Below are 22,266 nucleotides of genomic sequence, written 5' to 3'. Positions count from 1 at the left end.
CCACCACAAAGGGAAGGGTCTACTGGAGGTTTAGGAAGTGGCCCATTTTCTTTTGTTTTGTCTTTAGGTATCGCTCGTTTTCGCGGGTGCGGTTGACGACCATGGGGACTCGCTCAACGACACTGAGGCCCCAGCCGCTGATGCCGACGATTTTCTGGGGGTTGTTGGTGAGGAGGCGCATTTTGCGGACGCCCAGGTCGGATAGGATCTGGGCGCCGATGCCGTAGGTGCGGAGGTCAGGCTCAAAGCCGAGTTTTTCGTTGGCTTCGACGGTATCTAGGCCGTTGTCCTGGAGGTGGTAGGCCTTGATTTTGTTGTGGAGGCCGATGCCGCGTCCCTCCTGCCGCATGTAGAGGAAGACGCCTTTGCCCTCAGCGGCGATGGCTTTGAGGGCTTGTTCCACCTGCTGGCCGCAGTCGCAACGGGTGCTGCCGAAGATGTCGCCGGTAAGGCACTCGCTGTGGACACGGACGAGGACGGGTTCATCGGGCTGCCAGCGGCCCATGACCAGGGCGACGTGCTGGGCGGGGTCGTAGCGGCTAGTGTGGCCGACGACTTTGAAGTTGCCATACTTGGTGGGAAGCCGGGCGTCGCAGACTTTTTCGACCAGCTTCTCCTGGGAGCGGCGGTAGGCGATGAGCTGGGCGATGGAGATGATCTTGATATCGTGGTCGAGGGAAAATTTTTCCAGCTCCGGCATAAGGGCCATGGTGCCGTCTTCGGAGAGGATTTCACAGATAGCGGCGGCCGGGCTGAAGCCCGCCAGAACGGCGAGATCCACGCTAGCCTCGGTATGGCCGGCGCGGACCAGGACGCCGCCGTCTCGATAGCGAAGGGGGAAGGTGTGGCCGGGCTGGGCGAACTCGTCCGGGGTGGAGGCTGGGTCCAGGGCGGCCTTGATGGTAGCGGCGCGGTCGTAGGCGGAGATGCCGGTGGTAGTACCTTTGGTGTAGTCGATGGACATGGTGAAGGCGGTGCCGTGCATGGAAGGACCGCGGCGGGGGGACATCATGGGGATGTTGAGGCGATCAAGATATTGCCCAGCGATGGGGACGCAGAGAAGGCCGCGGGCGTGTTTGGTCATGAAGTTGATGGCTTCAGGGGTGACCTTATCGGCGGCGAGGACTAAATCGCCTTCGTTCTCGCGTTTGGCGTCGTCAACGACGATAAGGAACTTGCCCTGCTGAAAGTCCTGCAGCGCTTCTTCGATGGTGGCCAGAGCCATTCCTTATCCTTCTAGCATTGAGATAAATTTTGAAGAGATCATTTACGAGAGCTTAAGAGGCTCTCCACGTACTTGGCTAGGATATCCACTTCCAGGTTTACCGAGTCTCCGATTTTTCGTCTTTGGAAATTGGTGTTTACAAACGTATATGGTATCACAGAGATGGTAAAAGATGCACCAAATCGCTTAACGACGGTCAGGCTGATGCCATCAATGGCGATGAAGCCCTTTTCAACGATGTAGGGCATGAGGCGCTGGGGGGCGCGGAACCGGAAGATGCGGGCGCCACCTTCAGGCTTGATGGAGAGGAGCCTGCCGCGAGCGTCAACATGGCCCTGGACGATGTGCCCGCCGAGGCGGCCTCCCGCGCCCAGGGCGCGTTCCAGGTTGACAGGGTAGCCGGGCTCGAGTTCGCCAAGGTTGGTGCGGCGGAGGGTCTCGGGGACGGCGTCGATGCCGAAGGAGGAGGCGTCCAGGGTTACGACGGTAAGGCAGGCGCCGTTTATGGAGACGCTGTCGCCAAGGGCGAGGCCTTCCAGGGCTTTGGCAGCTTTTATGGTCAACCGCGAGCCTGTGAAAGACTTGACGACGCCGACTTCTTCGACAATGCCTGTGAACACGCTAGCTCCTTGGTTTTGGATAGCCTTTGATGAGAACGTCGTCACCGATTTGCTGGACGGAGACGTGGTCTAGCCGCAGGGCATGGGACATGATGTCGATGCCTTGACCTTCGACGGGGGAGAGGGCGTCCTTGCCGCCGATGATAACCGGGGCGATAAAGGCGAGAATTTTGTCGACCAGGGCCTGATCGACAAGGGAGCCGAGGAGGGTGCCGCCGCCTTCGACGAGCAGGCTTACGACGTTTCGCCGGCCCAGCTCTTGCAGGAGGGGTTTGAGGGATACCAGGCCGTCCTCTCGGGGGAGCTTGATAACCCCGGCGCCAGCGGATTCTAGCGTTTTTATAGCAACCGGAGAGGCGTCAGTGACTGCGACCAGGGTCTTGCCTGGCTCGCGCAATAGCAGGGCGTTGGTCGGAGTGCGGGCGTTGGAATCGATGATGACTCGGAGGGGCTGGTGGGACAATGGTTGGCCCTGGGCGCCGCGGGCGGTGAGTCTGGGGTTGTCGCGGAGGACGGTGTTGACGCCAACCATGACAGCGTCGGAGGCGCGGCGGAGGTCATGGACCAGGGCGCGGGAGTCGGGGCCGGTGACCCACTGGGAGTGGCCAGCGCGGGTGGCGGTTTTGCCGTCCAGGCTCATGGCGAACTTGGCGATGACGAAGGGTAGGCCGGTGTGTATATGTTTGGCGAAGGCCTCGTAAAGCTCCCTGATTTCCTGGGAGGACTCGCCTAGGATAACTTTTATGCCTGCTGCCTCGAGTTCCGACTTGCCTCGACCGTTGACCCTGGGGTTGGGATCCAGGGCGGCGATGTGGACTTCCTTGATGCCGGCGTCGATGATGGCGCGGGTGCAGGGCGGGGTGCGCCCTTGGAAGCAGTGGGGTTCCAGAGTGAGGTAGAGGGTAGCGCCGCGGGCGGAGTCGCCGGCCTGTCGGAGGGCGACGATTTCGGCGTGGGCCTGGCCTGGGAGCTGGGTAGCGCCTTGGCCGAGGATGCGGCCGTCTTTAACGATTACGGCGCCGACGGCGGGATTGGGGCTGGTGGTGCCCTGTACGCCTAGGGCAAGGGTGAAGGCGCGCTGCATGTAGTCCATGGAATTATTTGAACAATTTGGCGAGGCTATGATTGGAATCAAGCCGTCTTTGGTATGGCAAGGGCGATTGTAGCAAGCGGGGATGGCTGGGACAACTTTTGTAGCCGCGCCGTCTGCATTCATAACGAACCACTCTCCATTCGGAGCCACCATCCCTTAACCCCTTCCTTTCAGGAAGGGGAAGATAAAATTAAGATCACCTTATCACCCCCTATCCCCCTCTTCTCCTTTGCAATAGGAGAAGAGGGGGACCTGAGGAGAGGGCCGGAAGCGCACAAGGCCAAATGCAAAGCTGGTCGTTTATACAAGCCTTGAAGACAACAAAAAGCCCTCCGCTTGGGTGTTTAGCGGAGGGCTTTAGAGAGGAGAGGAGCGAAGAATGCTAGTCGATGGCGAAGACGGCCTGGACGGTGACGGTGACCTCCACCTCGCCGGTCTTGATGGGGGTGGGAGCGAATTCGGCACCGGGGGCGAAGGCCAGGTCTTTGGAGGCCATACTGACGGGAATTTCGCCGCCGGACTGGGATATGTAGACGAGTTTGCCGAGGCCGACACCGGTGAGCGTGGCGAACTGCTGGGCCTGCTCCATGGCGGCCTTGACAGCGGCTTCTCGGGCCTTGGCGGCCAGGGCCTTGGTGTCATCGACGGTGAAGTGGATACCCTGGACTTGGGCGGCGTCGCCGCCGGCTGCGACCATGTCGTCGATGACGGGGCCGACCTCTTTGTCGCCTCGAATCTTGATGGTTAGCTGGTTTGTGACCTGATAGCCGGTGAGCTTCTGCTTCCACTCGCGGTGGCAGGCGTCGGAGGGCATGGAGCGGTCAGGGGCAATGGCGGGCTGGCCATCCTTGGGGCAGCTATAGGTCTCATAACTATCATACTTGGGATAGACGCTGAAGTGGGTAGTCTGGATATCTTTGGATTCGATGCCGTGCTTCTTGAGGGCTTCCAGCATGGCGTTGAGGGAGGTGTTGGCCTTGTTCATAGCCTCCTTCACGGTGTCGGCGGTGGCGCTGACGCCGATGTTCAGGATGGCCAAGTCGGGCTGGACGGTGACGGTCCCAGCGCCGGTGACGTGGATGCCCTCCTGGAGGCTGCCGTAGCCTCCGTAGGGTATGGAGTCGACGTAAGAAGAGCTGCGTGCTGCGGAGAGCTCGGAGACGGAACCGGCACCGCCCTGGGGAACGCTACCGGCTACGTTAGATACGTTGGCCGAGTTATTGGCGGTAGGGGTCTGGTTGTCGCCGCCGCTGGCGCTGCCACAAGCGATGGTGAGGGTGAGAAGTCCGAGGGCGGCAATTAAGGTAAGGAGCAGCCTAGGTTTCTTCAGGGGTTTCATTGGGGCGGTTCCTCCAGGTTGGATGTTTGGTTTGCGTGACCTCTTCAATGAATAAGACGCGGTGCTTTTTGAAAAGGTTCCCTGGTTGCTTGCCAGATTATGGGGTCTTTTTGGGGCTAGTCTTAGGGATGGGTTTAGTACCAGGTGATACGTAAATGCCGGCCTCGTTCGCATTGGGACACCATCCCCTTTTCCCCCTTTCCCGACTGCATCGGGACTGAGTACAGCCTGCTGGAAGGGGAAGAGATAATAGGATCACCTCATCATCCCCTAACCCCTTCTTCTTCCTTCGGGGGTACTAAGGCAGGCCCTTCTCAATAGGAGAAGAGGGGACACTTGAGTAGATGGGACCTTAACCCTGAGTTGTCATTTTGCACTCTGATTGCACGGCTTTGACAGTATATGAATGGAATGTTAGCATCCTGAAAACGCAGATGTATTGAGTATTATTGCCGCATATCGGTAAAGATGAGGGAGGTTATGGTGAAAAGGGTGGGGCAAGGCGAGTTTACTTATGAAGTCGATGAAGAGTGGGCGCGGCTGCCTGCTGAGTGGGGTATGACGTCGGCTGCGGTAGCCGGGGATTCGCGGGATAGGGTATATGTTTTCGATAGAGGGCCGCATCCGGTGATGGTGTTTGATCGAGAGGGCAAGTTTCTTTACTCGTGGGGTGAGGGAATTTTTCGGATGCCGCATGCCGTTTACCTGGATGCCAAGGACAATGTCTGGCTGGTGGATAGGGATCAGGGCCAGGTAATGAAGTTCACATCGGACGGCAAGATACAGATGTCGATAGGGGTGAAGGGATATCGCTCGGACACGGGAGTGCCAGAGGACGACTTTTCGTCCAACGCCTTCACAAGGGTGACCCACGGGGGCAAGCCTTTTCATCTTCCAGCGGGTGTGGCGGTGTCTTCGACGGGCGATATTTTCGTGGCTGACGGCTATGCTAACAGCCGGGTCCATCAATTTACAGCAGAGGGGAAGTTAATTAAGTCCTGGGGCCAGCCTGGAAAGGGGCGCGGTCAGTTTAACTTGCCACACGGGGTTTGGATTGACCGGCAGGATCGGGTGCTGGTAGCGGACCGGGAGAATGACAGGGTGCAGGTGTTTTCCACGGATGGAGAACTAATTTCAGTATGGCCCCTGGAGCTGATAGGCCCGGCGGTCATACATGTGGACAATAATAACGTAGCCTATATACCCGAGCATAACAGCGGAAAGTTCAGCGTTGTGTCGATAGATGGGGATAGGGTGGAACGGGTGGCGAGGTGGGGGTCGGAGGTCAATCGAAGCTGCCATGGGGCGTGGGTGGACTCGCTTGGAGACGTTTATGTGGTGCAGCCCGGGGAGTTCGGCCGAAAGCGTCGGGTGGTGAAGTATCATCGACGGAGATAATGGACGGGCTGATGCTAGTTTATAGGTGTGATTGCAGCTGTAGGCTATAAGAGACCCGGGTCGTGTCAGTGAGATGACAATCGAGGTTACCGTCATAACAGATTCCTCGACCCGATTAACATCGGGATTTCGCGATTGAATAGTCAAGTAAAGGTGCTCAACTGCGTCCCGATGAGTACATCGAGTTTGCCGCCCGGAATGACAATTCCGTTTCTTGTTAATTAACCCCAGTTCTTAACTGGCATCAGACGTGTGCTGAGGGCAGAGATAGAGGATTAGGGAGACTGGAATTTGATAGGGCCAGTTTGTCTCGGCTAGGGTTAGGAGTATAATGGCCGTCAGAAACCGCATTCAGGAGGACTCTGTTTTATGCCTCGCAAGTATGTTGGTGGGACGTTGCCTGACTATTACATCGTCGATTCAGACTCACACGTGGACGAGAGCAAGTGCGAGCTGTGGAAGCGCTTTCCGGACGAACTGAAGCCGTGGGCGCCGCGCAAGTTTGTGGACCCCAACTGGAAGGATGTAGCGGGGGCGGCCCGGAGCGGCGGCACACAAAAAAACTCCACCCGGCACTACGACAACATCTGGATTTTGGAACATTCCAAGGTGTTTCCCAACTCGGACTTCCGCACCGGGCCTTTTGGCAAGCTGGCGACCTTTTCCACTCACGACCCGGACCAGTGGTACAACCGGGAGGGAGAGCGCAGCCCAAAGGAGCGCATAAAGGACCTGGACGCCGAGGGGTTTGATGTGACCTTTATCTTCTGCGTCCTGCATCAGAACTTGCTGAACACCATCGACAACCCGGAGGTGGCCTACTGGTTCGCCCGGGGGTGGAACGACTGGGTGACAGAGTGGACGGAGGGGTATCGCGACCGGGTGCGGGGGACTATGATCCTTCCGCTGCACGACACCAAGCTGGCGCTGAAGGAGCTGCACCGCGCCGCCGACCTGGGTCTGGGAGGCGCTTATCTCCCCTGCCAGTTCAAGGGCGAGTGGCTGTATAAGGAGCGGTTCCACCCAATCTTGGAGGAGTGCGTGAGGCTGGGGATGCCAGTTTCGATACACCAGCAGCTTCACGAGTCGGTGGGGATGCGCCGACTGGACACCGAGTTCCTGAAGCACCTGTTTATGGGCATCGACGCGCCGTTCTCAGTGTGCGGGTTCATCGCCAGCGGCGTGCTGGACAAGTTCCCGGACCTGAAGGTCGCGTGGATTGAGCAGGGTGCGGGTTGGCTCCCTTACTACCTGGAGCGTCTGGAGGAGCACTATGAGATTATGCCCGACGGCGCGCCCAAGCTGAGGAAGGACGAGCCGAAGGACTATTTCGGCGACCAGCTTTTCATATGCTTCGAGCCTGAGGAGGCCGACTTCCTGCCGCTGCTGACCAAGAAGGTGGGCGAGAGCGGTATCATCATTGGGTCCGACTACTCGCACTTCGACTGCCTGTCGCCGTGGAGCGTGCAGAAGGTGCTGGAGCGCGACGACCTGACGGACGGCCAGAAGAAGAAGATACTGTCCGACAACGGGATACGCTTCTGGAATCTGGACCCCAAGACGCATGAGCGGATGCAGCCTCGAGAGGCCAGCCGCGCCAGCTAGAGGCCTGAGCTAACCAATAAACCACCGCCCCGATTTATCGGGGCGGTTGGCTTTTAAGGAGGAAACGATGACTACGCAGCAGGCATCGGGAATGATTACACTGGACCTGGACAGCCCGGAGGAGTTGAAGCTGGTCAACGGGCGCATCAAGTTTGCTCTGGGCTTAGACCCCGGCCAGCCTAATCAGGGCCTGACGGCAGAGAGGAAGACAGAGGTGGCGGCGCGGCTGGCGGGCTTTGACGATTCGGGATGGGCAACGCCTAAGAGCATTCGAGACTCGGTGAGCACGGGACTGACTTTTGGGTGGTACCGGTTTACGATTACGCTGCCGGAGAAGGTGCGGGGCCTGCCGGTGGCGGGGGCGCAGGTGTGGTTTGAGGCGTCGATAGACGACTACGGCGAGGTCTGGGCGGATTACCCCGGGCCAGACTTAAAGCCGGCGGCGGCTATTGCGGCGCAGAAGCTATCGCCCGTGATTGGGTACAACGGGCGGAACCGCTTGCTAATTGCCAGGGAGGCCAAGCCCGGTCAGAAGCACGTTATTGCCTGCCTGGCGGTAAACGCGCCGCTGGCAAACCCTCTGGGAAGCATATTTATAAGGTATGCGCGGCTGGAGATATGTCAGGGGATGGGAAAGGTGCCCTTTGGCTAGGCGTTTGACACCCTCAAGAGACCCTGCCTAGAATTGGGCCACCTTTTGCAAAAAACGGACACAACGAGGAGGAGCTATGTCACCCAAGAACGCAACATCTCAAGAAATCGCCCAGTGGCACAAGACCCTGAGCAACTGGGGCCGGTGGGGCAAGGAGGACCAGCTAGGAACTATTAACCTGGTCACGCCGCAGAAGCGGCTGGAGGCGACGCGATTGGTGAAGAAGGGGCTGACGGTGAGCCTGGCGCGGCCCATTGTGGCGGAGCCGTCGATTGACGCCGCGGTGCCGCCGCAGTTGTACATGGTGGAGAGCGGCGAGGGGATGCACGACACGCCGGGGAAGCCGGAGTCGCCGTCCCAGGGGGCTATGGAGTACATTGGCATGGTGTACCACGGGATGATAGTCACCCACGTGGACGCGCTATGCCACATGTTCGCGGATGGGAAGATGTACAACGGCTTCCCGTCGCACGCTATTCGGACCCGGACGGGGGCGTCGGTGGAGAGTATAGACAACCTGAAGGACGGAGTGGTGACTCGCGGCGTGCTGCTGGACTTCCCGACTTTAAAGGGCGTGCCGTACATGAAGCCCGGGGAAGCTATATATCCGGAAGACCTGGACGCGGCGGAGAAGAAGTTTGGTGTGAAGGTAGGGCCTGGGGATGTACTGATAATCCGGTCTGGGAACTGGGAGAGGCGGAAGGCGGAGGGGCCGAACCGGCCGATGATTGACGGAGGGTCGGGCTTGCAAGCGGCGTGCCTGCCCTGGCTGAAGCAGCGGGACATCGCCATGTTGGGAGGGGATCTGGCCCAAGATGTGATGCCCAGCGGGTATAAGGAGTACACGCTGCCGGTCCACCGCATCCTCTTAACGGCCATTGGGTGCTGGATTTTGGACAATTGCAATCTGGAGGACCTGGCGCGGGTGTGCAAGCAGGAAAATCGGTACGAGTTTATGCTGGTGGTGAACCCGCTGCGACTGGCCAACGGGACGGGCGCGCCGGTGAATCCGATAGCGATTTTCTAAGGGATAGCGGACCGCTGTTTGCATTGGGGTGGAGATTGCCACTCTCCACCCTTTTCTTTCGGACCCCCTTCCTAACTCCCCACACGCAAACGCGTGATGCAAAATAAATACCTGGTCTTTAATCGGGGCGCCCTCATCACCCTTTGTCCCTCTTCTCCCGTAGTCGGGAGAAGAGGGAAGGAAAATAAGGACCACCTCATCACCCTCTATCCCCCGCTTCTCCTTATCTATTCAATGTGAAGCGGCCTGAAAGGGCTAGGCAACAGCAGAGAAAACCGGAATAGAAATAGGCCGCACCGATGGGTGAGGGCGGCCTATTTATTGGGTAGGGACCGGATGGACCGGCCTATGGAATTTAGACTTAATGGGAACGGTTGGTCATAAAGGTATCTGGGGACGGCGTCGCAGTTGTTGAAAGAAAAGGATGCCTAGGACGACGGCACCAGCGGCCAGAAGGACTTCCAGGACTCGCCAGTAGATAGAGGTGCCGCCGCTTTCGTTAAGAGACGGAGTTTCTATGACGGCGGGGACCTGGTCAGCACTGATGATGGGATCAGGCGCTTGGGGAATGCTAGCGACCTCGGTAGGGGCGGGCTGGTCCGGGATGCCTCCGGTGGTGATAATCTCGGTCACGCCAGGGGCTGCGCCTTTCTGCTTGGAGGGGACGCTGGTCTCGGAGGGTGAGGGGGAGGAGCCAGGCGCGAAGTTGCCGGCGAACTTGGGGCCGTCTATGGCGCGATAGTTTTCCGCAGAGGACGCATTGTCCTCAGGAAGCGCCGCAGTGCCCACGGGGGTGTTACGATCGCCCGAAGACAGGCCGCCCAAAACATCTACGGATATAATGGCGACCAGGGCGAGGGCGGCGGCAGAGGCGGCCAGGCCAACGGCCCAAGAGGGCGCCCTGGACTTAGCGCGGGGAGCGTAGGGTGTCATGTCAGGAGCATTGAGGAGAATGAAGGAGCGCCGTGGCTGGGTCTGGAACATAGCGCGGAGACCGGCAACGGTGGCGCGAAGGGAGTCAAGCTCCTGGCGGCATCGCGGGCAGGCGGTTAGGTGGGTTTCCACCTTCTGCCGCCGGGCGGGAGAGATGCAATCGTCCAGGTACTCGGTGAGCGCCTGACCAGCTATATGTCGATGGCCAAAGAGTCGCATAAACTTTTCCTACTTATATTGACGTAAAGAGTGGGGTAGAAGTTCCCCCTGGTTTAACAAATAGTTTCTTAGGGCGGCGCGGCCCCGGCTGAGGCGGGACTTTATGGTGCCGATATTGCAGTCCAGGGCCTCGGCGGCCGCGTCGTAACTGAAGCCTTCTATGTCCACTAGGATGAGGGCTAGGCGCTGGTCGACGTGGATGGTGTTCAGGCCCTTGTTGATGGCCTGCCGCAGCTCGCTGCGCAGGGCGAGGTTCTCGGGGGAACTGGTTTCGGTGGCGTCGCGGTCGACCGGGTTGTTGATCTGGACGTCCAAGGGCTGGGAGGGCCGGGACTTGCGGATGCGGAGCATATCGCGGCAATAGTTGGCGACGATGCGCATGAGCCAGGCGGCTAGGTTTACGCCTCGATAATTGTTGAAGGAGCGGTAGGCGGAGATGAAGGCTTCCTGGGTTGCGTCTTCAGCCTGGGACCAGTCGCCAAGCATGTGAACGGCAAGGTTGTAGGCCCTGGTCTGATGCTCTTCCACTACGCAGTTGAAACAGTACTGCTTTCCCAGTTTATCCAGGATGGGCAGAAGAGGGTGAGAGGCAGGGTGGTCCACGGTGGAGGGGGGGTTGATCCTAGTGATGGGATTGATGGACATAACCAGTGGATATTAACGCCAGAGTGGACAATTTATCCATATACTGCTCTTAACGGTTGTTTCAAAATTGTCCGGGCATGCCCATGCTAATATAGAATAGTTGTCGGAATTCTTAAATTAGGGATTTTTCTTAACACAATGTTCGACTTGGCCAAAGAATTTCTAGAAGCCCTTATTATGGCGCTGGTGGTGTTCTTCTTTCTCCAGGTCAGCGTTCAGAACTTTCAGTTGGAAGGTTCCAGCATGTACCCGACTTTGGAGTCGGGCGAGTATGTGACGGTGAACAAGCTGGCATATTTAAAAGTGAACATGGATAAGTTCTCCGACATTATTCCCTTTTGGGACGCGTCGGGACAGGAGGAGATGACGCCGTTTCAGAAGGATGGACCCCAACGGGGGAGTATTGTGGTGTTCAGTTACCCAAGGGACCCGGCACGGAGCTTTGTTAAGCGGGTTATAGGAGTGCCCGGGGACCAGGTTTCGATAAGGGACGGGTACACATATTTGAACGGTAAGCTGCTGGACGAGCCCTACGTAGCAGGAACGGAGCGGGCCCGGGGCGAGTATATGGATTTCAAGACGCTGGGACCTGATGAATTTTTTGTTATGGGGGACAATCGTACGCACAGCAACGATTCGCGGCACTGGGGACCACTGGGTATAGATTACATAATAGGAAACAAGTGGGTGGCGTATGACTTGCCGCTGAAGATAGGGTTTATTAATCAGACAGAGGCGCCGAATTAGACGGGAGCGTTACCTCAGCCTGAGAAGCCAACCGAGGCCGGTGGGGGGGGGGGGGGGGGGGGGGGGGGGGGGGGGGGGGGGGGGGGGGGGGGGGGTACTCGGGACGACGCCTCACGCTGGAAGGGGAAGAGAAGGTAAGATCACCTCATCTCCCTCCTTCGGCCAGGCTAGGGACGGCGTCTAACTCCCTCTTCTTCCCTCGTGGGTACTCTGGACAGGTCCGATTACATCGGGCCGATCCTCCTACGGCGGACGGCCTCCTCATCGAATAGATATCAAGGATGAGGAGACTCCGCGATATATGCTTAAAGGAAGCGGATCTCTTTGCAATAGGAGAAGAGGGAGAACCTGAGGAGACAAAGGGATATCAGAGAGCTAACTTCCCGTCGCTTAGCATCTTAAGCGAACACCCGCCTTTTGTAGCAGTGGAGCTACATATAGCTCTGCCAAACTTGTTGTTGTGCCTTTCAAGTTGCTACAATCCATCGGAAGCGCGGCATGACGGTTAAAATTAGTCTGTAGCAAGGAGAAAATCCGAGTGGGAAAGATCAATGTAGCCATCATTGGCGTGGGCAACTGTGCCTCCTCACTGGTGCAGGGCCTTCATAAGTACCGTGAGGTGCCTGAGGATGGCTTTGTGCCCGGTCTGATGCACCCACGCATCGGCGATTACGAGATTGGGGATATTGAAGTGGTGGCGGCGTTTGATATTGACGTCAATAAGGTTGGGAAGGACCTGTCGGAGGCGGTGTTCAGCAAGCCAAACAACACGATAAAGTTTGCCGACGTGCCGCATACGGGGGTTAAGGTGGACCGGGGGATGACCCATGACGGCGTCGGCAAGTACCTGGCGGACGTAGTGAAGAAGGCGCCGGGATCTACAGCCGACGTAGTGGGAATATTGAAGGAGCGCAAGGTTGACGTCGTTATAAACTACCTGCCCGTCGGAAGCGAAGAGGCGACCAAGTGGTACGTGGAGCAGGTGCTGGCGGCTGGATGCGGGTTCATTAACTGCATACCAGTGTTCATCGCGCGGGAGGAGTACTGGCAGAACCGCTTCAAGTCCAAGGGACTGCCGGTAATTGGAGACGACATCAAGTCGCAGGTGGGAGCGACGATTACCCACCGAGTGCTGACCCGCCTTTTCCGGGATAGAGGCGTTATTTTAGACCGCACCTACCAGCTTAACTTTGGAGGAAACACAGACTTCCTCAACATGCTGGAGAGGGAGCGGCTGGTGTCCAAGAAGATATCGAAGACAAACTCGGTCACGTCCCAGTTGGACTACGACATCGGCGCGGACAACGTGCATATAGGGCCCAGCGACTACATACCCTGGCTGCAAGACCGGAAGTGGTGTTATATACGGATGGAGGGCCACAACTTCGGCGGCGCGCCCATAAACGTCGAAGTGAAGCTGGAAGTGTGGGACAGCCCCAATTCTGCGGGTGTGGTGGTAGATGCAGTGCGCTGCATAAAGCTGGCTCTGGACCGGGGCGAGAGCGGAGCGATTAAAGGGCCCAGCGCGTACTTCATGAAGTCGCCGCCTATCCAGTACAGCGACGATCAGGCGAGGCAGATGGTGGAAGACTTCATTGAAGATAAGAAGGGTTAATTACCCCACCACACGGTAGAAAGGCGACCTGATGAAGGTAGCCCTGGTGTCGCCATACGACTTCACCTGGCCTGGCGGTGTGACTGCGCACATTACGCAATTGAGCCATCAGCTTCAGATGATGGGCCACCAGGTAAAAGTCCTGGCGCCGTTTTCGCCATCGAGGGCGCAAGATTTGGAGTCTAACTTTGTGCCCATGGGGCGGTCTGTGCCCATTCCCAGCGGCGGCTCCATAGCGCGCATATCGCTTTCAGCGTGGAACTATAAGAAGGTGCGGGACTTGCTGGCCGAGGAAGAATTTGACGTAATCCACCTGCACGAGCCTATGGCCCCGTATCTGCCGCTGGCGGTGCTGCAATGCTCTAGATCAGTCAATATAGGGACATTCCACGCCTTTCACGGCAGCGGGCGGTGGTATGGCTGGAGCAGCCCAATGCTGCGCCACTGGTTTGACCGGCTGGACGGCTGCATTGCTGTGTCGCAGGCGGCGAAGAAACACGTGGCGCGATTTTTTCCACGGCAGTACGAAATCATACCCAACGGTATCGACCTGTCGCTTTTTAACCCTTGCGTTAAACCGCTGCCCGAGTTCCAGGACGGGAAAGTGAACATCTTGTTTGTGGGAAGGATGGAGAAGCGGAAGGGGCTTAGATACCTGCTGGAGGCATACGGCCAGCTTAAGTGGGAGTTTCCGAACATAAGGCTCATAGTTGTGGGGCCGGGAGACCCGGACAGGAATTGTTACAGGATTATGGCGGAGCGAAGTCTGAAGGACCTGGTGATGGTGGGGCCGGCTAGGTACTCTGATTTACCCAGGTACTACCAGACGGCAGATATTTTTTGTTCGCCGGCCACGGGGAAGGAGAGCTTTGGGATTGTGCTGCTGGAGGCGATGGCTTTAGGGAAGCCTATAGTAGCCACACAAATCGAGGGATATTCGGACATACTCAGGAACGGGCATCAGGCGCTGCTGGCGCGGCCAAAGGACAGCGCGTCGCTGGCGGAGGCGCTAGCGGGGCTGGTGAAGGATACTGAGATGAGGGCTGAGATGGGGCGAAGGGGGCTGGAAGAGGTGAGGCAGTATAGCTGGGAGCGCGTAGCGTGGCGAGTGGTGGACTATTATGAGTCGACGATGAACAGGACGTATGGCGCAGCGGCTGCGAGAAAAGCTTAGAGCTTCACTCAAGCAATGGATTGAGGAGCCCGGGGCAAAGGCGTTAAACGCCGTTGGTCTGACTCCTAATTCCATCACAATACTTGGCTTCCTGATATCGGCGGTGGGGGCGGCGCTGGTGGGGATGGGACTCTTGTGGCAGGGCGGGTTGGTGTTCCTAGCCGGAGGCGCGTTGGACTTGTTCGACGGGGCCTTGGCGAGGATGACGGGTAGGGTTACGACTTTTGGGGCGTTGCTGGACTCGCTGTTCGACCGGCTGGGCGAATCGGCGCTGTACCTGGGGCTGGCGGTTTATGGGGCCACGGACGACCCGGAGTCCAGGCAGCTAGGCGTGTATATGACGCTGCTTATACTGGCCTTCACGAGTTCGCAGGGCGTCAGCTATTTGAGGGCGAGGGGGGAGGCGCTGGGGCTGGACATGAAGGGCGGTCTGATGACGCGGCCCGAGCGGGTGGTGATACTTTCGGCGGGGCTGGTTATCGGTGAAGCAGAGGTGCTGTTGGCGCTGGGATTAATAGCGTTCTTTTCGACGTGGACGATGCTCACGCGGCTGCTGCATATATGGAGAGGAATAAAAACTGGATAAGGTATAGGCGCTGGTGTAAACTAGCTTTAGTCCCCCAAAGCAGAGATATGAGATGCCGCTAATCCCCGAACAAGACCAGACCGAACTAAAGCGCCGCTTCAAAAAGGAGCTTAAGAAGGACGTTACAATTAATTTATTTGTCTCGCGGCAATCGCCACTGCTGACGGTGCCGGGGAGGGAGTGCCCCACCTGCCCCCAGACACAGGAACTGATGGAAGACCTGGCGGCGCTTTCTCCTAAACTGCATTTGAACACCTACGATTTCTTCACCCAGACCAAAGAGCGAGACGAATACGCTGTCGAGCGGGTGCCGGCCATTGTCCTGGAGTCTGACGGAAGCCCGCGGCTGCGATATTTCGGAATACCGGCGGGGTACGAATTTGCCACGCTGCTGGAGGATATCGAGACGTTGTCCAGGGAGGTCAGCCCGCTGTCTGTGGAGACACGGAAGCAGCTAAGGAAGGTAAACCAGCCAGTTCACATACAGGTCTTCGTGACGCCGACTTGACCCCACTGCCCACAGTTGGCCAGGCTGGCCCACGCGATGTCGATAGAGAACAAGCTGATTAGGGCCGACGTTGTCGAGGCGCAGGAGTTTCCGCATATGGCGCGGATGTACAACGTAAGCGCGGTGCCCAAAACGGTAATTAATAATACGACGCAGTTCGTCGGCAACGTGCCGGAACAGCAGTTGTTAGAGAAGGTCATGCAGGTGGGTTACAAGGAACCCGAGGCGGAAAAGAAGGGGAGCTAGGCTCTTGTCCAAAGAGATTAAGGGTTCTTTAGAGGGACAGGGACTTAGGTTTGCCATTGTAGTTTCCCGTTTTAACGATATGGTGACGCACAAGCTCCTGGATGGGGCGGTGAAGGCCCTCAGGGGTCTTGAGGTCAAGGAAGAGGATGTGACGGTGTGCCATGTGCCAGGGTCGCTGGAGCTGGGGGTGGCGGCGAAAGCGCTGGCGGAGTCCAAGATGTACGATGCGGTGATATGCCTGGGCTGTGTTATTCGAGGGGAGACGGGACATTACGAGGTGGTGGCGACGCAGAGCACCGCGGCCATCGCGCGGGTGGCGGTGGACACAGGGGTGCCGGTTATCACGGGTGTGCTGACCACCGAGAATATGAAGCAGGCTATGGACAGGGCCGGGGGGGCTATGGGGAACAAGGGGCAGGAGGCGGCGGAGACAGCGGTGGAGATGGCGAATTTAATGAAGCAGATTCGGCGGAAATAAGGGGAGGATATGGCGCTTAAGGAGAAGCTGCAGGCTGACCAGCTGGAGGCGATGAAGAAGGGAGACCAGCTTCGCTTGTCAGTGATACGGATGCTGCGGAGTAGTATCAATTACGAGGAGATCGATAAGCAGAAGCCGCTGGATGACGCGGGCGTTCATGAACTAGTCGCCAAGGGCATTAAGCAGCGTCGCGAGGCGATTGAATTGTACAAGCAGGGCAAGCGGCAGGACCTGGTGGACAAGGAGGAGAAGGAGGCGGCTATCCTTCAGGAGTACCTGCCGCAGCAGATGAGCAGAGCGGAGGTGGAGTCGCTGGCGAGGAGGGTGGTGTCGGAGGTGGGGGCCAAGGGGCCGGCTGACAAGGGGAAGGTGATGGGGAGGCTGATGCCGCAGACCAAGGGAAAGGCCGAGGGTGGAGTGGTGAATGAGGTGGTGACAAAGATGCTGGAAGGGATGGGAGGATAGCGGACGTTAGATATAATAGAGCTTAAATGCTGAGTGAAAGAAACAAGAGGATTGTTAGCTCTGCTATTCGTATTGCGTCTCTAGGGCTTCCCCCTCATCTCGCCACGGCGAGTCTTCGACCTGCGCCTTCTCCTACAAGGGGAGAAGGGATTTCCTTGGGGGCCATCACACCTTTTGTTCATCTCAATCCAAAATTAGCACCAGGCATTCAAGAGAGAAAGAAGGAAGAGGGTAGGCAACGCGAGGTCTTCATATAAATAAACATGACCAAAAAGCTGATAGAAGTGTGGTATGACTCTGAGGGAGACTTCTTAGAAGTCGTTCTTGAGCGACATCAGGGTTACTTTCAAGAGACCGAGGACGATAGGGTAATGAAGAAAATAGATTCAAAGGGCAGATTACTTGACTTCTCGACATTAGGAATGATCAATATTAAAGGTTTGCCGTTAAAGGTGACGTTGTCAGAGGAGAAAGAATAGAGAGTATGCGTTTTGGAGTTGTGGTCTTCCCCGGGACTTGGAGCGATGGTGACTGCTATCACGCCGTGAAGAATGTGCTGGGGGAAGAGGCCAAGTATCTGTGGCACAAGGATACGGACCTGTCGGGCTATGACTGTATTATTCTGCCTGGCGGGTTTTCTTATGGCGACTATTTGAGGTGCGGGGCGGTGGCGCGGTTCTCGCCGATTATGGAGTCGGTGGGGGAGTTTGCCGGGAAGGGCGGGCTGGTGATTGGGATATGCAATGGATTCCAATTGCTGTGCGAGGCTGGACTGCTGCCTGGAGTACTGATGCGAAACGTGAGCCTACAGTTCCGGTGCCAGTCGACGGACCTGCGGGTGGAAAACACGAATACGCCTTTCACTTTGGACTGCGAGCCGGGGCAGGTGCTGCACATACCCATATCCCATGGCGAGGGGAATTATTACGCGGACCCGGCCACGCTGGACCAGTTGGAGGCCAACAGCCAGGTGGTGTTCAGGTACTCCACGCCTAAAGGCGAGGTGACGCCAGAGGCCAACCCTAACGGGTCGGCGAGGAACATTGCGGGGATAGTGAACAAGCGGGGGAACGTGCTGGGGATGATGCCGCACCCGGAGAGGGCGGTAGAGGAGTTGATGGGCGGGTCGGACGGGTTGTATATCTTTCGTTCGACGGTCCAGAGCCTGGTAAAACGCTAACCTAGATGGCCCTGGGCATCCTACTAGCCTTTCTGTCCCTTTTCGGCTTCAGCTCGTCCGATATTTTCGCCCGTTTAGGACTGCAACGGCTGCCGCCGGCGCTGGGGGCGTTCATATCGGTGCTGACGGGGTTCATGGTTACATCGGCGCTGGCGTTGACACTATATTTTGACGATCTGACGGCGCTGGACCCCAGAGCGTTTTTGTGGGCCTTCTTTTATGGTGTAGTCACCTTTGCGCTGGCGCGGCTCATTTTATACATGGCGTTGAGCATCGCGGGGGCGGCGAGGACGTCGCCGATCATATCCATCAGCCCAATATTCGCGACGCTGATGGCGATGCTGTTCCTAGACGAGCGGCCCAACTGGCTAATGGGTCTGGGGATATTGATGTCGGTGTCAGGGATGGCGTTGATAGTCAGCGAGAGCCGAAATAGGCCGAGCGAGGAACTAAGTGCAGACTAGGGCCGGCTCGAATCGGCGGCTGTTGTGGGGAGCAGCGCTGGCGGTGCTTTCGGCTATGTGCTACGGCGCGAGCCAGGTCATCGCCAAGAAGGGAATGAAGGACTACGACGTGCCGCCGATACTGTTCACGTCTATGGGGCTGTTCTTTGGGGCGCTGGTGATGATGCTAATATCGGCGAAGTCGATGCCAAAGCATGCCGGGGAGCCGCGGCGGTATTTTGGGTTCATGGTGCTGGCAGGGGTGACATCAGGTGGGGCGGTGACGCTGCTGGTGTCGGCGTTAAGCAAGGCGCCGGTGGCAGTGGTGACGCCCGTGGCGTCGCTAAACCCGATTTTCACGCTGACCATGGCGCACTTATTCCTTCAGAGGCTGGAGCGTGTTACTCTGAGGGTTGTGCTGGGCACTGCCATGGCCCTGAGCGGAGTCCTTATGGTTATTCTGGGGAGCACTTTGCTATGAGTCCTGTATCTAAAGCAGTCCTGGATGAGATAGCCCTCACGCAGGAGGAATACCAGGCTATCGTCGATCTCTTAGACAGAGAGCCGAACCCGGTGGAACTGGGGATGTTTGGCGCCTTGTGGAGCGAGCACTGCGGGTATAAACACTCTAAGCCACTGCTGCGGCTTTTTCCTTCCAAGAGCCCGAGGGTGCTGCTGCCGCCGGGGGCGGAGAACGCCGGGGCGGTGGATATTGGCGACGGGCTAGCGGTAGTGTTCAAAATTGAATCGCACAACCACCCGTCGGCCATCGAACCTTTTCAGGGGGCGGCGACAGGGGTGGGAGGGATAGTGCGGGACATACTGGCGATGGGGGCAAGGCCGATAGCGCTGATGAACTCACTGCGGTTTGGGCCGCTGGCGGAGGGCCGCAACAGACATCTGTTTGGCGGTGTAGTGGGTGGAATATCGTGGTACGGCAACTGCATAGGGGTGCCTGACGTGGGCGGGGAGATACAGTTCGGCAAGCCGTATAGCGGCAACCCGCTGGTGAACGCGCTGTGCGTAGGGTTAGTGGAGAAGCGGAAGCTGGCTCGGGCGACCGTCGGTGGGACGGGGAACCTGCTGCTGCTGGTGGGGTCGGACACTGGGAGAGATGGGATACACGGGGCGTCGGGGCTGGCGTCGCGGACTTTTGAGGAAGAGAAGGAGATGCGGCCTACGGTGCAGGTGGGGAACCCGTTCTTGGAGAAGGTTTTGATAGAGGCCTGCCTGGAGGCTGCTGAAACAGGGTGTTTAATCGGCATTCAGGACCTGGGCGCGGCGGGGCTGACCAGCTCGACGGTGGAGTCGGCGGAGCGGGGAGGCAGGGGCGTAGTGGTGGACGTGTCAAAGGTGCACCGCCGCGAGGAAGGGATGACGCCGTACGAGGTCATGCTATCGGAGTCGCAGGAGCGGATGCTGCTGGTGGTGAGGCCTGAGAATAAGGACAAGATAGCGACGGTGCTGAAGAAGTGGGACCTGCCGTGGGTGGAGCTGGGTAGGGTGGTAGATGGGGATAGAGTGAGGATTGTGGAGGGAAGGAAGCCGGTGGCGGACCTGCCGGTGCATGCGCTGACTCACCCCAAGCTGTACCGGCTGAAGGGGGTCATATCTGATGAAGTACTGAGGGCGCAGGAGTACCCATTAGCCAAGCTGCCGCTGCCGAAGGAGAAGCCGTCGGAGGTATTACTGAAACTGCTGGCGTCGCCGAACATTGCCAGCAAGGAGTTCGTGTACAGGCAGTATGACCACCAGGTGCAGACCAATACAGTGGTCCCGCCGGGTCGCGGCGACGCGGCGGTGCTTCGAATAAAAGGCACGAAGAAGAGCATTGCGCTGTCGACGGACGGTAATGGACGGCTGTGCTGGCTGGACCCGTATCGAGGGGGCGCGATAGCAGCGGCGGAGGCCTGCCGCAACGTGTCGTGCGTGGGGGCGGAGCCTATAGCGTTGACGGACTGCTTGAACTTTGGCAACCCAGACAAGCCGGAGATTTATTATCAACTGGAGTGGTGCATTCGAGGCATTGCCAAGGCGTGCAATGCGCTGGGCGTGCCTGTGGTGAGCGGCAATGTGAGCCTTTATAACGAGACGAGAGGTGAGGCGGTATACCCGACTCCAGTCGTGGGGGCGCTGGGCCTGCTGGAGGATGGGAGTCGATATGTTGGGCAAGGGTTCAAGCGAGAGGGTGACGTGGTTGTGCTGCTGGGAGCGGAGGGGGTGCGGGGGAAGGCGGCGGACCTGGCAGGGAGCGAGTATCTAGAGATATTTCACGGGCTTGTGGCCGGCAGGCCGTCGATTGACCTGTCGCTGGAGGCGAGGGCGCAGGCGCTGTGCAGACGCGGCATTGAGGCGGGGATAATAGCATCGGCGCACGACTGCTCGGACGGCGGGCTGGCGGTGGCGCTGGCGGAGTGCGCGATAGTCGACGGGATGGGGTTTGAGGGGGATATAGAGGTGCGGGGTCGGTGGGACGCGGCTCTTTTCGGGGAGGCGCAGTCCAGGATGGTGGTGTCGATAGCGCCGCAGCGGCTGAAGCGTCTGGAAGCGATGGCCGAGAAGGCGGACGTGCCGATGGTGGTGTTGGGAACGGTGAAGGGACAAGGAGTGAAGATTGGCCGATTGGTAGACCTCTCGCTGTCGGAGGCGGAGGGGGCGTGGAGGAGCGGGTTGCAGCGGGCGTTGGGAGAGGGATAGATGACAGGGTGCCGTAGATGCGGATTGTCAAATGGACGGGGCAAGTGGAGGTGCGTGGGATGCGGAGTGTGGCTGGCGTACCTAGAGCCTCAGCCGGTGTCGCAGGAGCCGGTGACGTGCCCGGCGTGCGGCGTGGTAAGTCCGTGGGATGCGCTGTACTGCGCGAGCTGCGGCAAGTTGCTAGTGACGCCGCCGTCGCAGGCTGCATCGGCGGAACCAACGACGGTCCCGGAAGCGGCGGGGGCGGAATACATGGGGTTCTGGATCCGGCTGGTGGCGGCGATAGTGGACGGAGTCATTCTATTTGTCATACAGACTGTTGTTTTGGGGTTTTTGGGTCTAGCAGTCGCGGTCACTGATGAGGGCATTGGTTTTGGCCTGGGCTTTTTTATCGCACTAGCTGTGAGGTGGGTCTACAATACACTGTTTATCGGCTTCAAGGGGACGACGCCTGGAAAGATGCTGGTGGGGGCTAAGGTGGTGGATCGGAACGGACAACAGCCCAGCGTTGGCACAGCATTTGTAAGAGAAGTTCCCGGAAAGATAGTTTCAGAGTTAACGTTGGGGTTTGGGTACGTGTGGGCGGCGTTAGATGGGAGGAAGCAAGGGTGGCACGACAAAATGGCTGGTACCTACGTGGTGCGCGCTAGGAGGGAGGGCTAGCTTTTGGGGTTGGTGGGCGGGAAGCCCTGCGAAGAGGGGATGGGATTTTTAGGCGCAACTCCAGATTTTGAGAGGGCATCTTGCAGGGCTTGGTGGAACTGTTTGGGGCCTAGGGGCTGCAATAGCAGAGTCCTGCCACGGGCGCGTCGTATTCGAAGCTCGGTCCCCAGAGGGTGGGTAAGCACGTCGACGCTGGCTACGTTGTCGAAAGGGACGGAGAGGATGCGGGGACGACCATAGGTGACAACGAGGCGGTCGCTGTAAACTTGATATTCTCGCGGCACCAAGAACCAGTGGCTGCCTGCCAGAACTAAGCCCAGAGCAAGGGAAAAGGCGGCGTCACTCCAGAGGTCTCGGGTCCCCACAGCGGACATGCCGGCGGCCACGAGGGCTATGATTATCAAAGCCAGGCCCAGGAGGCCCAGAAGGGTGGTTATGAGGGCGCTGCGGTGTTTTTCCGAATAGATTAGCTTGGATGAGGCCACGGGGGTATTTTAGCACAGGGGGTGGGGAAACTATCATCTTGGGCTATGTTTGGCTTTGGAGGTGAGGCCTGTCTTAAATCGGGATACCATCCCCTTTGTCCCCTTCCTGCTGGAAGGGGAAGAGAAGTAAGGAACCACAACCCACTCCTTCGGCATACTCAGGACGGTCCTATTGCATCGGACTCCGCGATATATGCTTTAAGGTAGCGGAGCTCTTCCAGGC

General features: G+C 58.2%; 25 protein-coding genes. 18 read left to right on the top strand and 7 right to left on the bottom strand.

The genetic code is table 11. From position 1 onward, the window contains the following. Positions 1-19 precede the first annotated feature (19 nt). From FJ320_00590 to FJ320_00575, 4 genes are all read right to left on the bottom strand, one after another. The gene (locus tag FJ320_00590) at positions 20-1,225 is read right to left on the bottom strand and encodes a bifunctional 3,4-dihydroxy-2-butanone-4-phosphate synthase/GTP cyclohydrolase II (GenBank protein MBM3924479.1); all 1,206 of its coding nucleotides are present in this window, start codon (positions 1,223-1,225) and stop codon (positions 20-22) included. Positions 1,226-1,263: 38 nt separating this feature from the next. Beyond that, positions 1,264-1,845, bottom strand: a complete 582-nt coding sequence (locus FJ320_00585) for a riboflavin synthase (GenBank protein ID MBM3924478.1) — start codon at positions 1,843-1,845, stop codon at positions 1,264-1,266. A 1-nt stretch (position 1,846) separates the two neighbouring features. Beyond that, complete coding sequence (gene ribD / locus FJ320_00580; GenBank protein ID MBM3924477.1) at positions 1,847-2,938, bottom strand: bifunctional diaminohydroxyphosphoribosylaminopyrimidine deaminase/5-amino-6-(5-phosphoribosylamino)uracil reductase RibD; 1,092 nt, start codon at positions 2,936-2,938, stop codon at positions 1,847-1,849. A 382-nt stretch (positions 2,939-3,320) separates the two neighbouring features. Beyond that, positions 3,321-4,451, bottom strand: coding sequence for a DUF541 domain-containing protein (locus FJ320_00575; protein ID MBM3924476.1), 1,131 nt, complete (start codon positions 4,449-4,451; stop codon positions 3,321-3,323). Between the two features lie 294 nt (positions 4,452-4,745). Between FJ320_00575 and FJ320_00570 the strand changes: the two genes are divergently transcribed. The 4 genes from FJ320_00570 to FJ320_00555 all read left to right on the top strand — a co-directional run bounded on the left by FJ320_00570 (position 4,746) and on the right by FJ320_00555 (position 8,959). Then, positions 4,746-5,675: a hypothetical protein gene (locus FJ320_00570; GenBank protein ID MBM3924475.1), complete on the top strand. Its 930-nt coding sequence runs from the start codon at positions 4,746-4,748 to the stop codon at positions 5,673-5,675. 369 nt (positions 5,676-6,044) lie between these two features. Next, entirely contained in the window at positions 6,045-7,280 is a 1,236-nt protein-coding gene (locus tag FJ320_00565; GenBank protein MBM3924474.1) for a hypothetical protein, read from the top strand. A gap of 67 nt (positions 7,281-7,347) precedes the next feature. Continuing rightward, positions 7,348-7,932, top strand: a complete 585-nt coding sequence (locus FJ320_00560; protein MBM3924473.1) for a hypothetical protein — start codon at positions 7,348-7,350, stop codon at positions 7,930-7,932. Positions 7,933-8,008: 76 nt separating this feature from the next. Continuing rightward, complete coding sequence (locus tag FJ320_00555; protein ID MBM3924472.1) at positions 8,009-8,959, top strand: cyclase family protein; 951 nt, start codon at positions 8,009-8,011, stop codon at positions 8,957-8,959. Between the two features lie 378 nt (positions 8,960-9,337). Here the strand turns inward: FJ320_00555 and FJ320_00550 are convergent, their stop codons facing one another. Both FJ320_00550 and FJ320_00545 read right to left on the bottom strand, forming a co-directional pair. After that, positions 9,338-10,111 carry a zf-HC2 domain-containing protein gene (locus FJ320_00550; GenBank protein ID MBM3924471.1) on the bottom strand — a complete coding sequence of 258 codons (774 nt, stop codon included), beginning with the start codon at positions 10,109-10,111 and terminating at the stop codon, positions 9,338-9,340. 9 nt (positions 10,112-10,120) lie between these two features. After that, complete coding sequence (locus FJ320_00545) at positions 10,121-10,756, bottom strand: sigma-70 family RNA polymerase sigma factor (protein MBM3924470.1); 636 nt, start codon at positions 10,754-10,756, stop codon at positions 10,121-10,123. 138 nt (positions 10,757-10,894) lie between these two features. On the opposite strand from FJ320_00545, the gene lepB reads away from it, so the two are divergent. The 14 genes from lepB (at position 10,895) to FJ320_00475 (ending at position 21,558) form a co-directional block, all read left to right on the top strand. Continuing rightward, positions 10,895-11,503, top strand: coding sequence for a signal peptidase I (lepB, locus tag FJ320_00540; protein MBM3924469.1), 609 nt, complete (start codon positions 10,895-10,897; stop codon positions 11,501-11,503). Positions 11,504-12,041: 538 nt separating this feature from the next. Next, complete coding sequence (locus FJ320_00535) at positions 12,042-13,118, top strand: inositol-3-phosphate synthase (protein MBM3924468.1); 1,077 nt, start codon at positions 12,042-12,044, stop codon at positions 13,116-13,118. A gap of 31 nt (positions 13,119-13,149) precedes the next feature. Continuing rightward, a complete protein-coding gene (locus FJ320_00530) occupies positions 13,150-14,292 on the top strand; it encodes a glycosyltransferase family 4 protein (GenBank protein MBM3924467.1) in 1,143 nt (380 codons plus the stop codon). Beyond that, complete coding sequence (locus tag FJ320_00525; GenBank protein ID MBM3924466.1) at positions 14,264-14,878, top strand: CDP-alcohol phosphatidyltransferase family protein; 615 nt, start codon at positions 14,264-14,266, stop codon at positions 14,876-14,878. Before FJ320_00530 ends, FJ320_00525 begins: the two co-directional genes overlap by 29 nt. Before the next feature lie 52 nt (positions 14,879-14,930). Continuing rightward, positions 14,931-15,386: a hypothetical protein gene (locus tag FJ320_00520; protein MBM3924465.1), complete on the top strand. Its 456-nt coding sequence runs from the start codon at positions 14,931-14,933 to the stop codon at positions 15,384-15,386. A 15-nt stretch (positions 15,387-15,401) separates the two neighbouring features. Then, positions 15,402-15,632 (top strand): hypothetical protein, encoded by a 231-nt coding sequence (locus FJ320_00515; protein MBM3924464.1) that lies wholly within the window; start codon positions 15,402-15,404, stop codon positions 15,630-15,632. A 4-nt stretch (positions 15,633-15,636) separates the two neighbouring features. Then, positions 15,637-16,110 carry a 6,7-dimethyl-8-ribityllumazine synthase gene (locus tag FJ320_00510; GenBank protein ID MBM3924463.1) on the top strand — a complete coding sequence of 158 codons (474 nt, stop codon included), beginning with the start codon at positions 15,637-15,639 and terminating at the stop codon, positions 16,108-16,110. Positions 16,111-16,119: 9 nt separating this feature from the next. Continuing rightward, entirely contained in the window at positions 16,120-16,575 is a 456-nt protein-coding gene (locus FJ320_00505) for a GatB/YqeY domain-containing protein (protein ID MBM3924462.1), read from the top strand. Between the two features lie 263 nt (positions 16,576-16,838). Next, a complete protein-coding gene (locus FJ320_00500; protein ID MBM3924461.1) occupies positions 16,839-17,054 on the top strand; it encodes a DUF2283 domain-containing protein in 216 nt (71 codons plus the stop codon). Between the two features lie 5 nt (positions 17,055-17,059). Then, a complete protein-coding gene (gene purQ / locus FJ320_00495; protein ID MBM3924460.1) occupies positions 17,060-17,755 on the top strand; it encodes a phosphoribosylformylglycinamidine synthase subunit PurQ in 696 nt (231 codons plus the stop codon). Between the two features lie 5 nt (positions 17,756-17,760). Then, positions 17,761-18,219: a DMT family transporter gene (locus FJ320_00490; GenBank protein MBM3924459.1), complete on the top strand. Its 459-nt coding sequence runs from the start codon at positions 17,761-17,763 to the stop codon at positions 18,217-18,219. Further along, the gene (locus FJ320_00485) at positions 18,209-18,679 is read left to right on the top strand and encodes a DMT family transporter (GenBank protein MBM3924458.1); all 471 of its coding nucleotides are present in this window, start codon (positions 18,209-18,211) and stop codon (positions 18,677-18,679) included. The genes FJ320_00490 and FJ320_00485 overlap by 11 nt, the downstream gene beginning before the upstream one ends. Further along, the gene (gene purL / locus FJ320_00480) at positions 18,676-20,895 is read left to right on the top strand and encodes a phosphoribosylformylglycinamidine synthase subunit PurL (GenBank protein MBM3924457.1); all 2,220 of its coding nucleotides are present in this window, start codon (positions 18,676-18,678) and stop codon (positions 20,893-20,895) included. The genes FJ320_00485 and purL overlap by 4 nt, the downstream gene beginning before the upstream one ends. Continuing rightward, positions 20,896-21,558, top strand: coding sequence for an RDD family protein (locus FJ320_00475; GenBank protein ID MBM3924456.1), 663 nt, complete (start codon positions 20,896-20,898; stop codon positions 21,556-21,558). Here the strand turns inward: FJ320_00475 and FJ320_00470 are convergent. Beyond that, complete coding sequence (locus FJ320_00470) at positions 21,555-22,043, bottom strand: hypothetical protein (protein ID MBM3924455.1); 489 nt, start codon at positions 22,041-22,043, stop codon at positions 21,555-21,557. The two genes, FJ320_00475 and FJ320_00470, sit on opposite strands and share 4 nt — an antisense overlap. Positions 22,044-22,266: the final 223 nt, after the last annotated feature.

The organism is SAR202 cluster bacterium (genome assembly GCA_016872285.1).
Classification (GTDB): Bacteria; Chloroflexota; Dehalococcoidia; order Lucifugimonadales.
This window is presented reverse-complemented; position numbering and strand designations above follow the sequence as displayed.

Coding starts and splice junctions, on each gene's coding strand:
- FJ320_00560 (MBM3924473.1), top strand. CDS start 7,348: ATGACTACGCAGCAGGCATCGGGAATGATTACACTGGACCTGGACAGC.
- FJ320_00490 (MBM3924459.1), top strand. CDS start 17,761: ATGGCCCTGGGCATCCTACTAGCCTTTCTGTCCCTTTTCGGCTTCAGC.
- FJ320_00505 (MBM3924462.1), top strand. CDS start 16,120: ATGGCGCTTAAGGAGAAGCTGCAGGCTGACCAGCTGGAGGCGATGAAG.
- FJ320_00590 (MBM3924479.1), bottom strand. CDS start 1,225: ATGGCTCTGGCCACCATCGAAGAAGCGCTGCAGGACTTTCAGCAGGGC.
- lepB (MBM3924469.1), top strand. CDS start 10,895: ATGTTCGACTTGGCCAAAGAATTTCTAGAAGCCCTTATTATGGCGCTG.
- FJ320_00500 (MBM3924461.1), top strand. CDS start 16,839: ATGACCAAAAAGCTGATAGAAGTGTGGTATGACTCTGAGGGAGACTTC.
- FJ320_00475 (MBM3924456.1), top strand. CDS start 20,896: ATGACAGGGTGCCGTAGATGCGGATTGTCAAATGGACGGGGCAAGTGG.
- purL (MBM3924457.1), top strand. CDS start 18,676: ATGAGTCCTGTATCTAAAGCAGTCCTGGATGAGATAGCCCTCACGCAG.
- FJ320_00555 (MBM3924472.1), top strand. CDS start 8,009: ATGTCACCCAAGAACGCAACATCTCAAGAAATCGCCCAGTGGCACAAG.
- FJ320_00565 (MBM3924474.1), top strand. CDS start 6,045: ATGCCTCGCAAGTATGTTGGTGGGACGTTGCCTGACTATTACATCGTC.
- ribD (MBM3924477.1), bottom strand. CDS start 2,938: ATGGACTACATGCAGCGCGCCTTCACCCTTGCCCTAGGCGTACAGGGC.
- FJ320_00575 (MBM3924476.1), bottom strand. CDS start 4,451: ATGCGAACGAGGCCGGCATTTACGTATCACCTGGTACTAAACCCATCC.
- FJ320_00570 (MBM3924475.1), top strand. CDS start 4,746: ATGAGGGAGGTTATGGTGAAAAGGGTGGGGCAAGGCGAGTTTACTTAT.
- FJ320_00520 (MBM3924465.1), top strand. CDS start 14,931: ATGCCGCTAATCCCCGAACAAGACCAGACCGAACTAAAGCGCCGCTTC.
- FJ320_00525 (MBM3924466.1), top strand. CDS start 14,264: ATGGCGCAGCGGCTGCGAGAAAAGCTTAGAGCTTCACTCAAGCAATGG.
- FJ320_00550 (MBM3924471.1), bottom strand. CDS start 10,111: ATGCGACTCTTTGGCCATCGACATATAGCTGGTCAGGCGCTCACCGAG.
- FJ320_00545 (MBM3924470.1), bottom strand. CDS start 10,756: ATGTCCATCAATCCCATCACTAGGATCAACCCCCCCTCCACCGTGGAC.
- FJ320_00530 (MBM3924467.1), top strand. CDS start 13,150: ATGAAGGTAGCCCTGGTGTCGCCATACGACTTCACCTGGCCTGGCGGT.
- purQ (MBM3924460.1), top strand. CDS start 17,060: ATGCGTTTTGGAGTTGTGGTCTTCCCCGGGACTTGGAGCGATGGTGAC.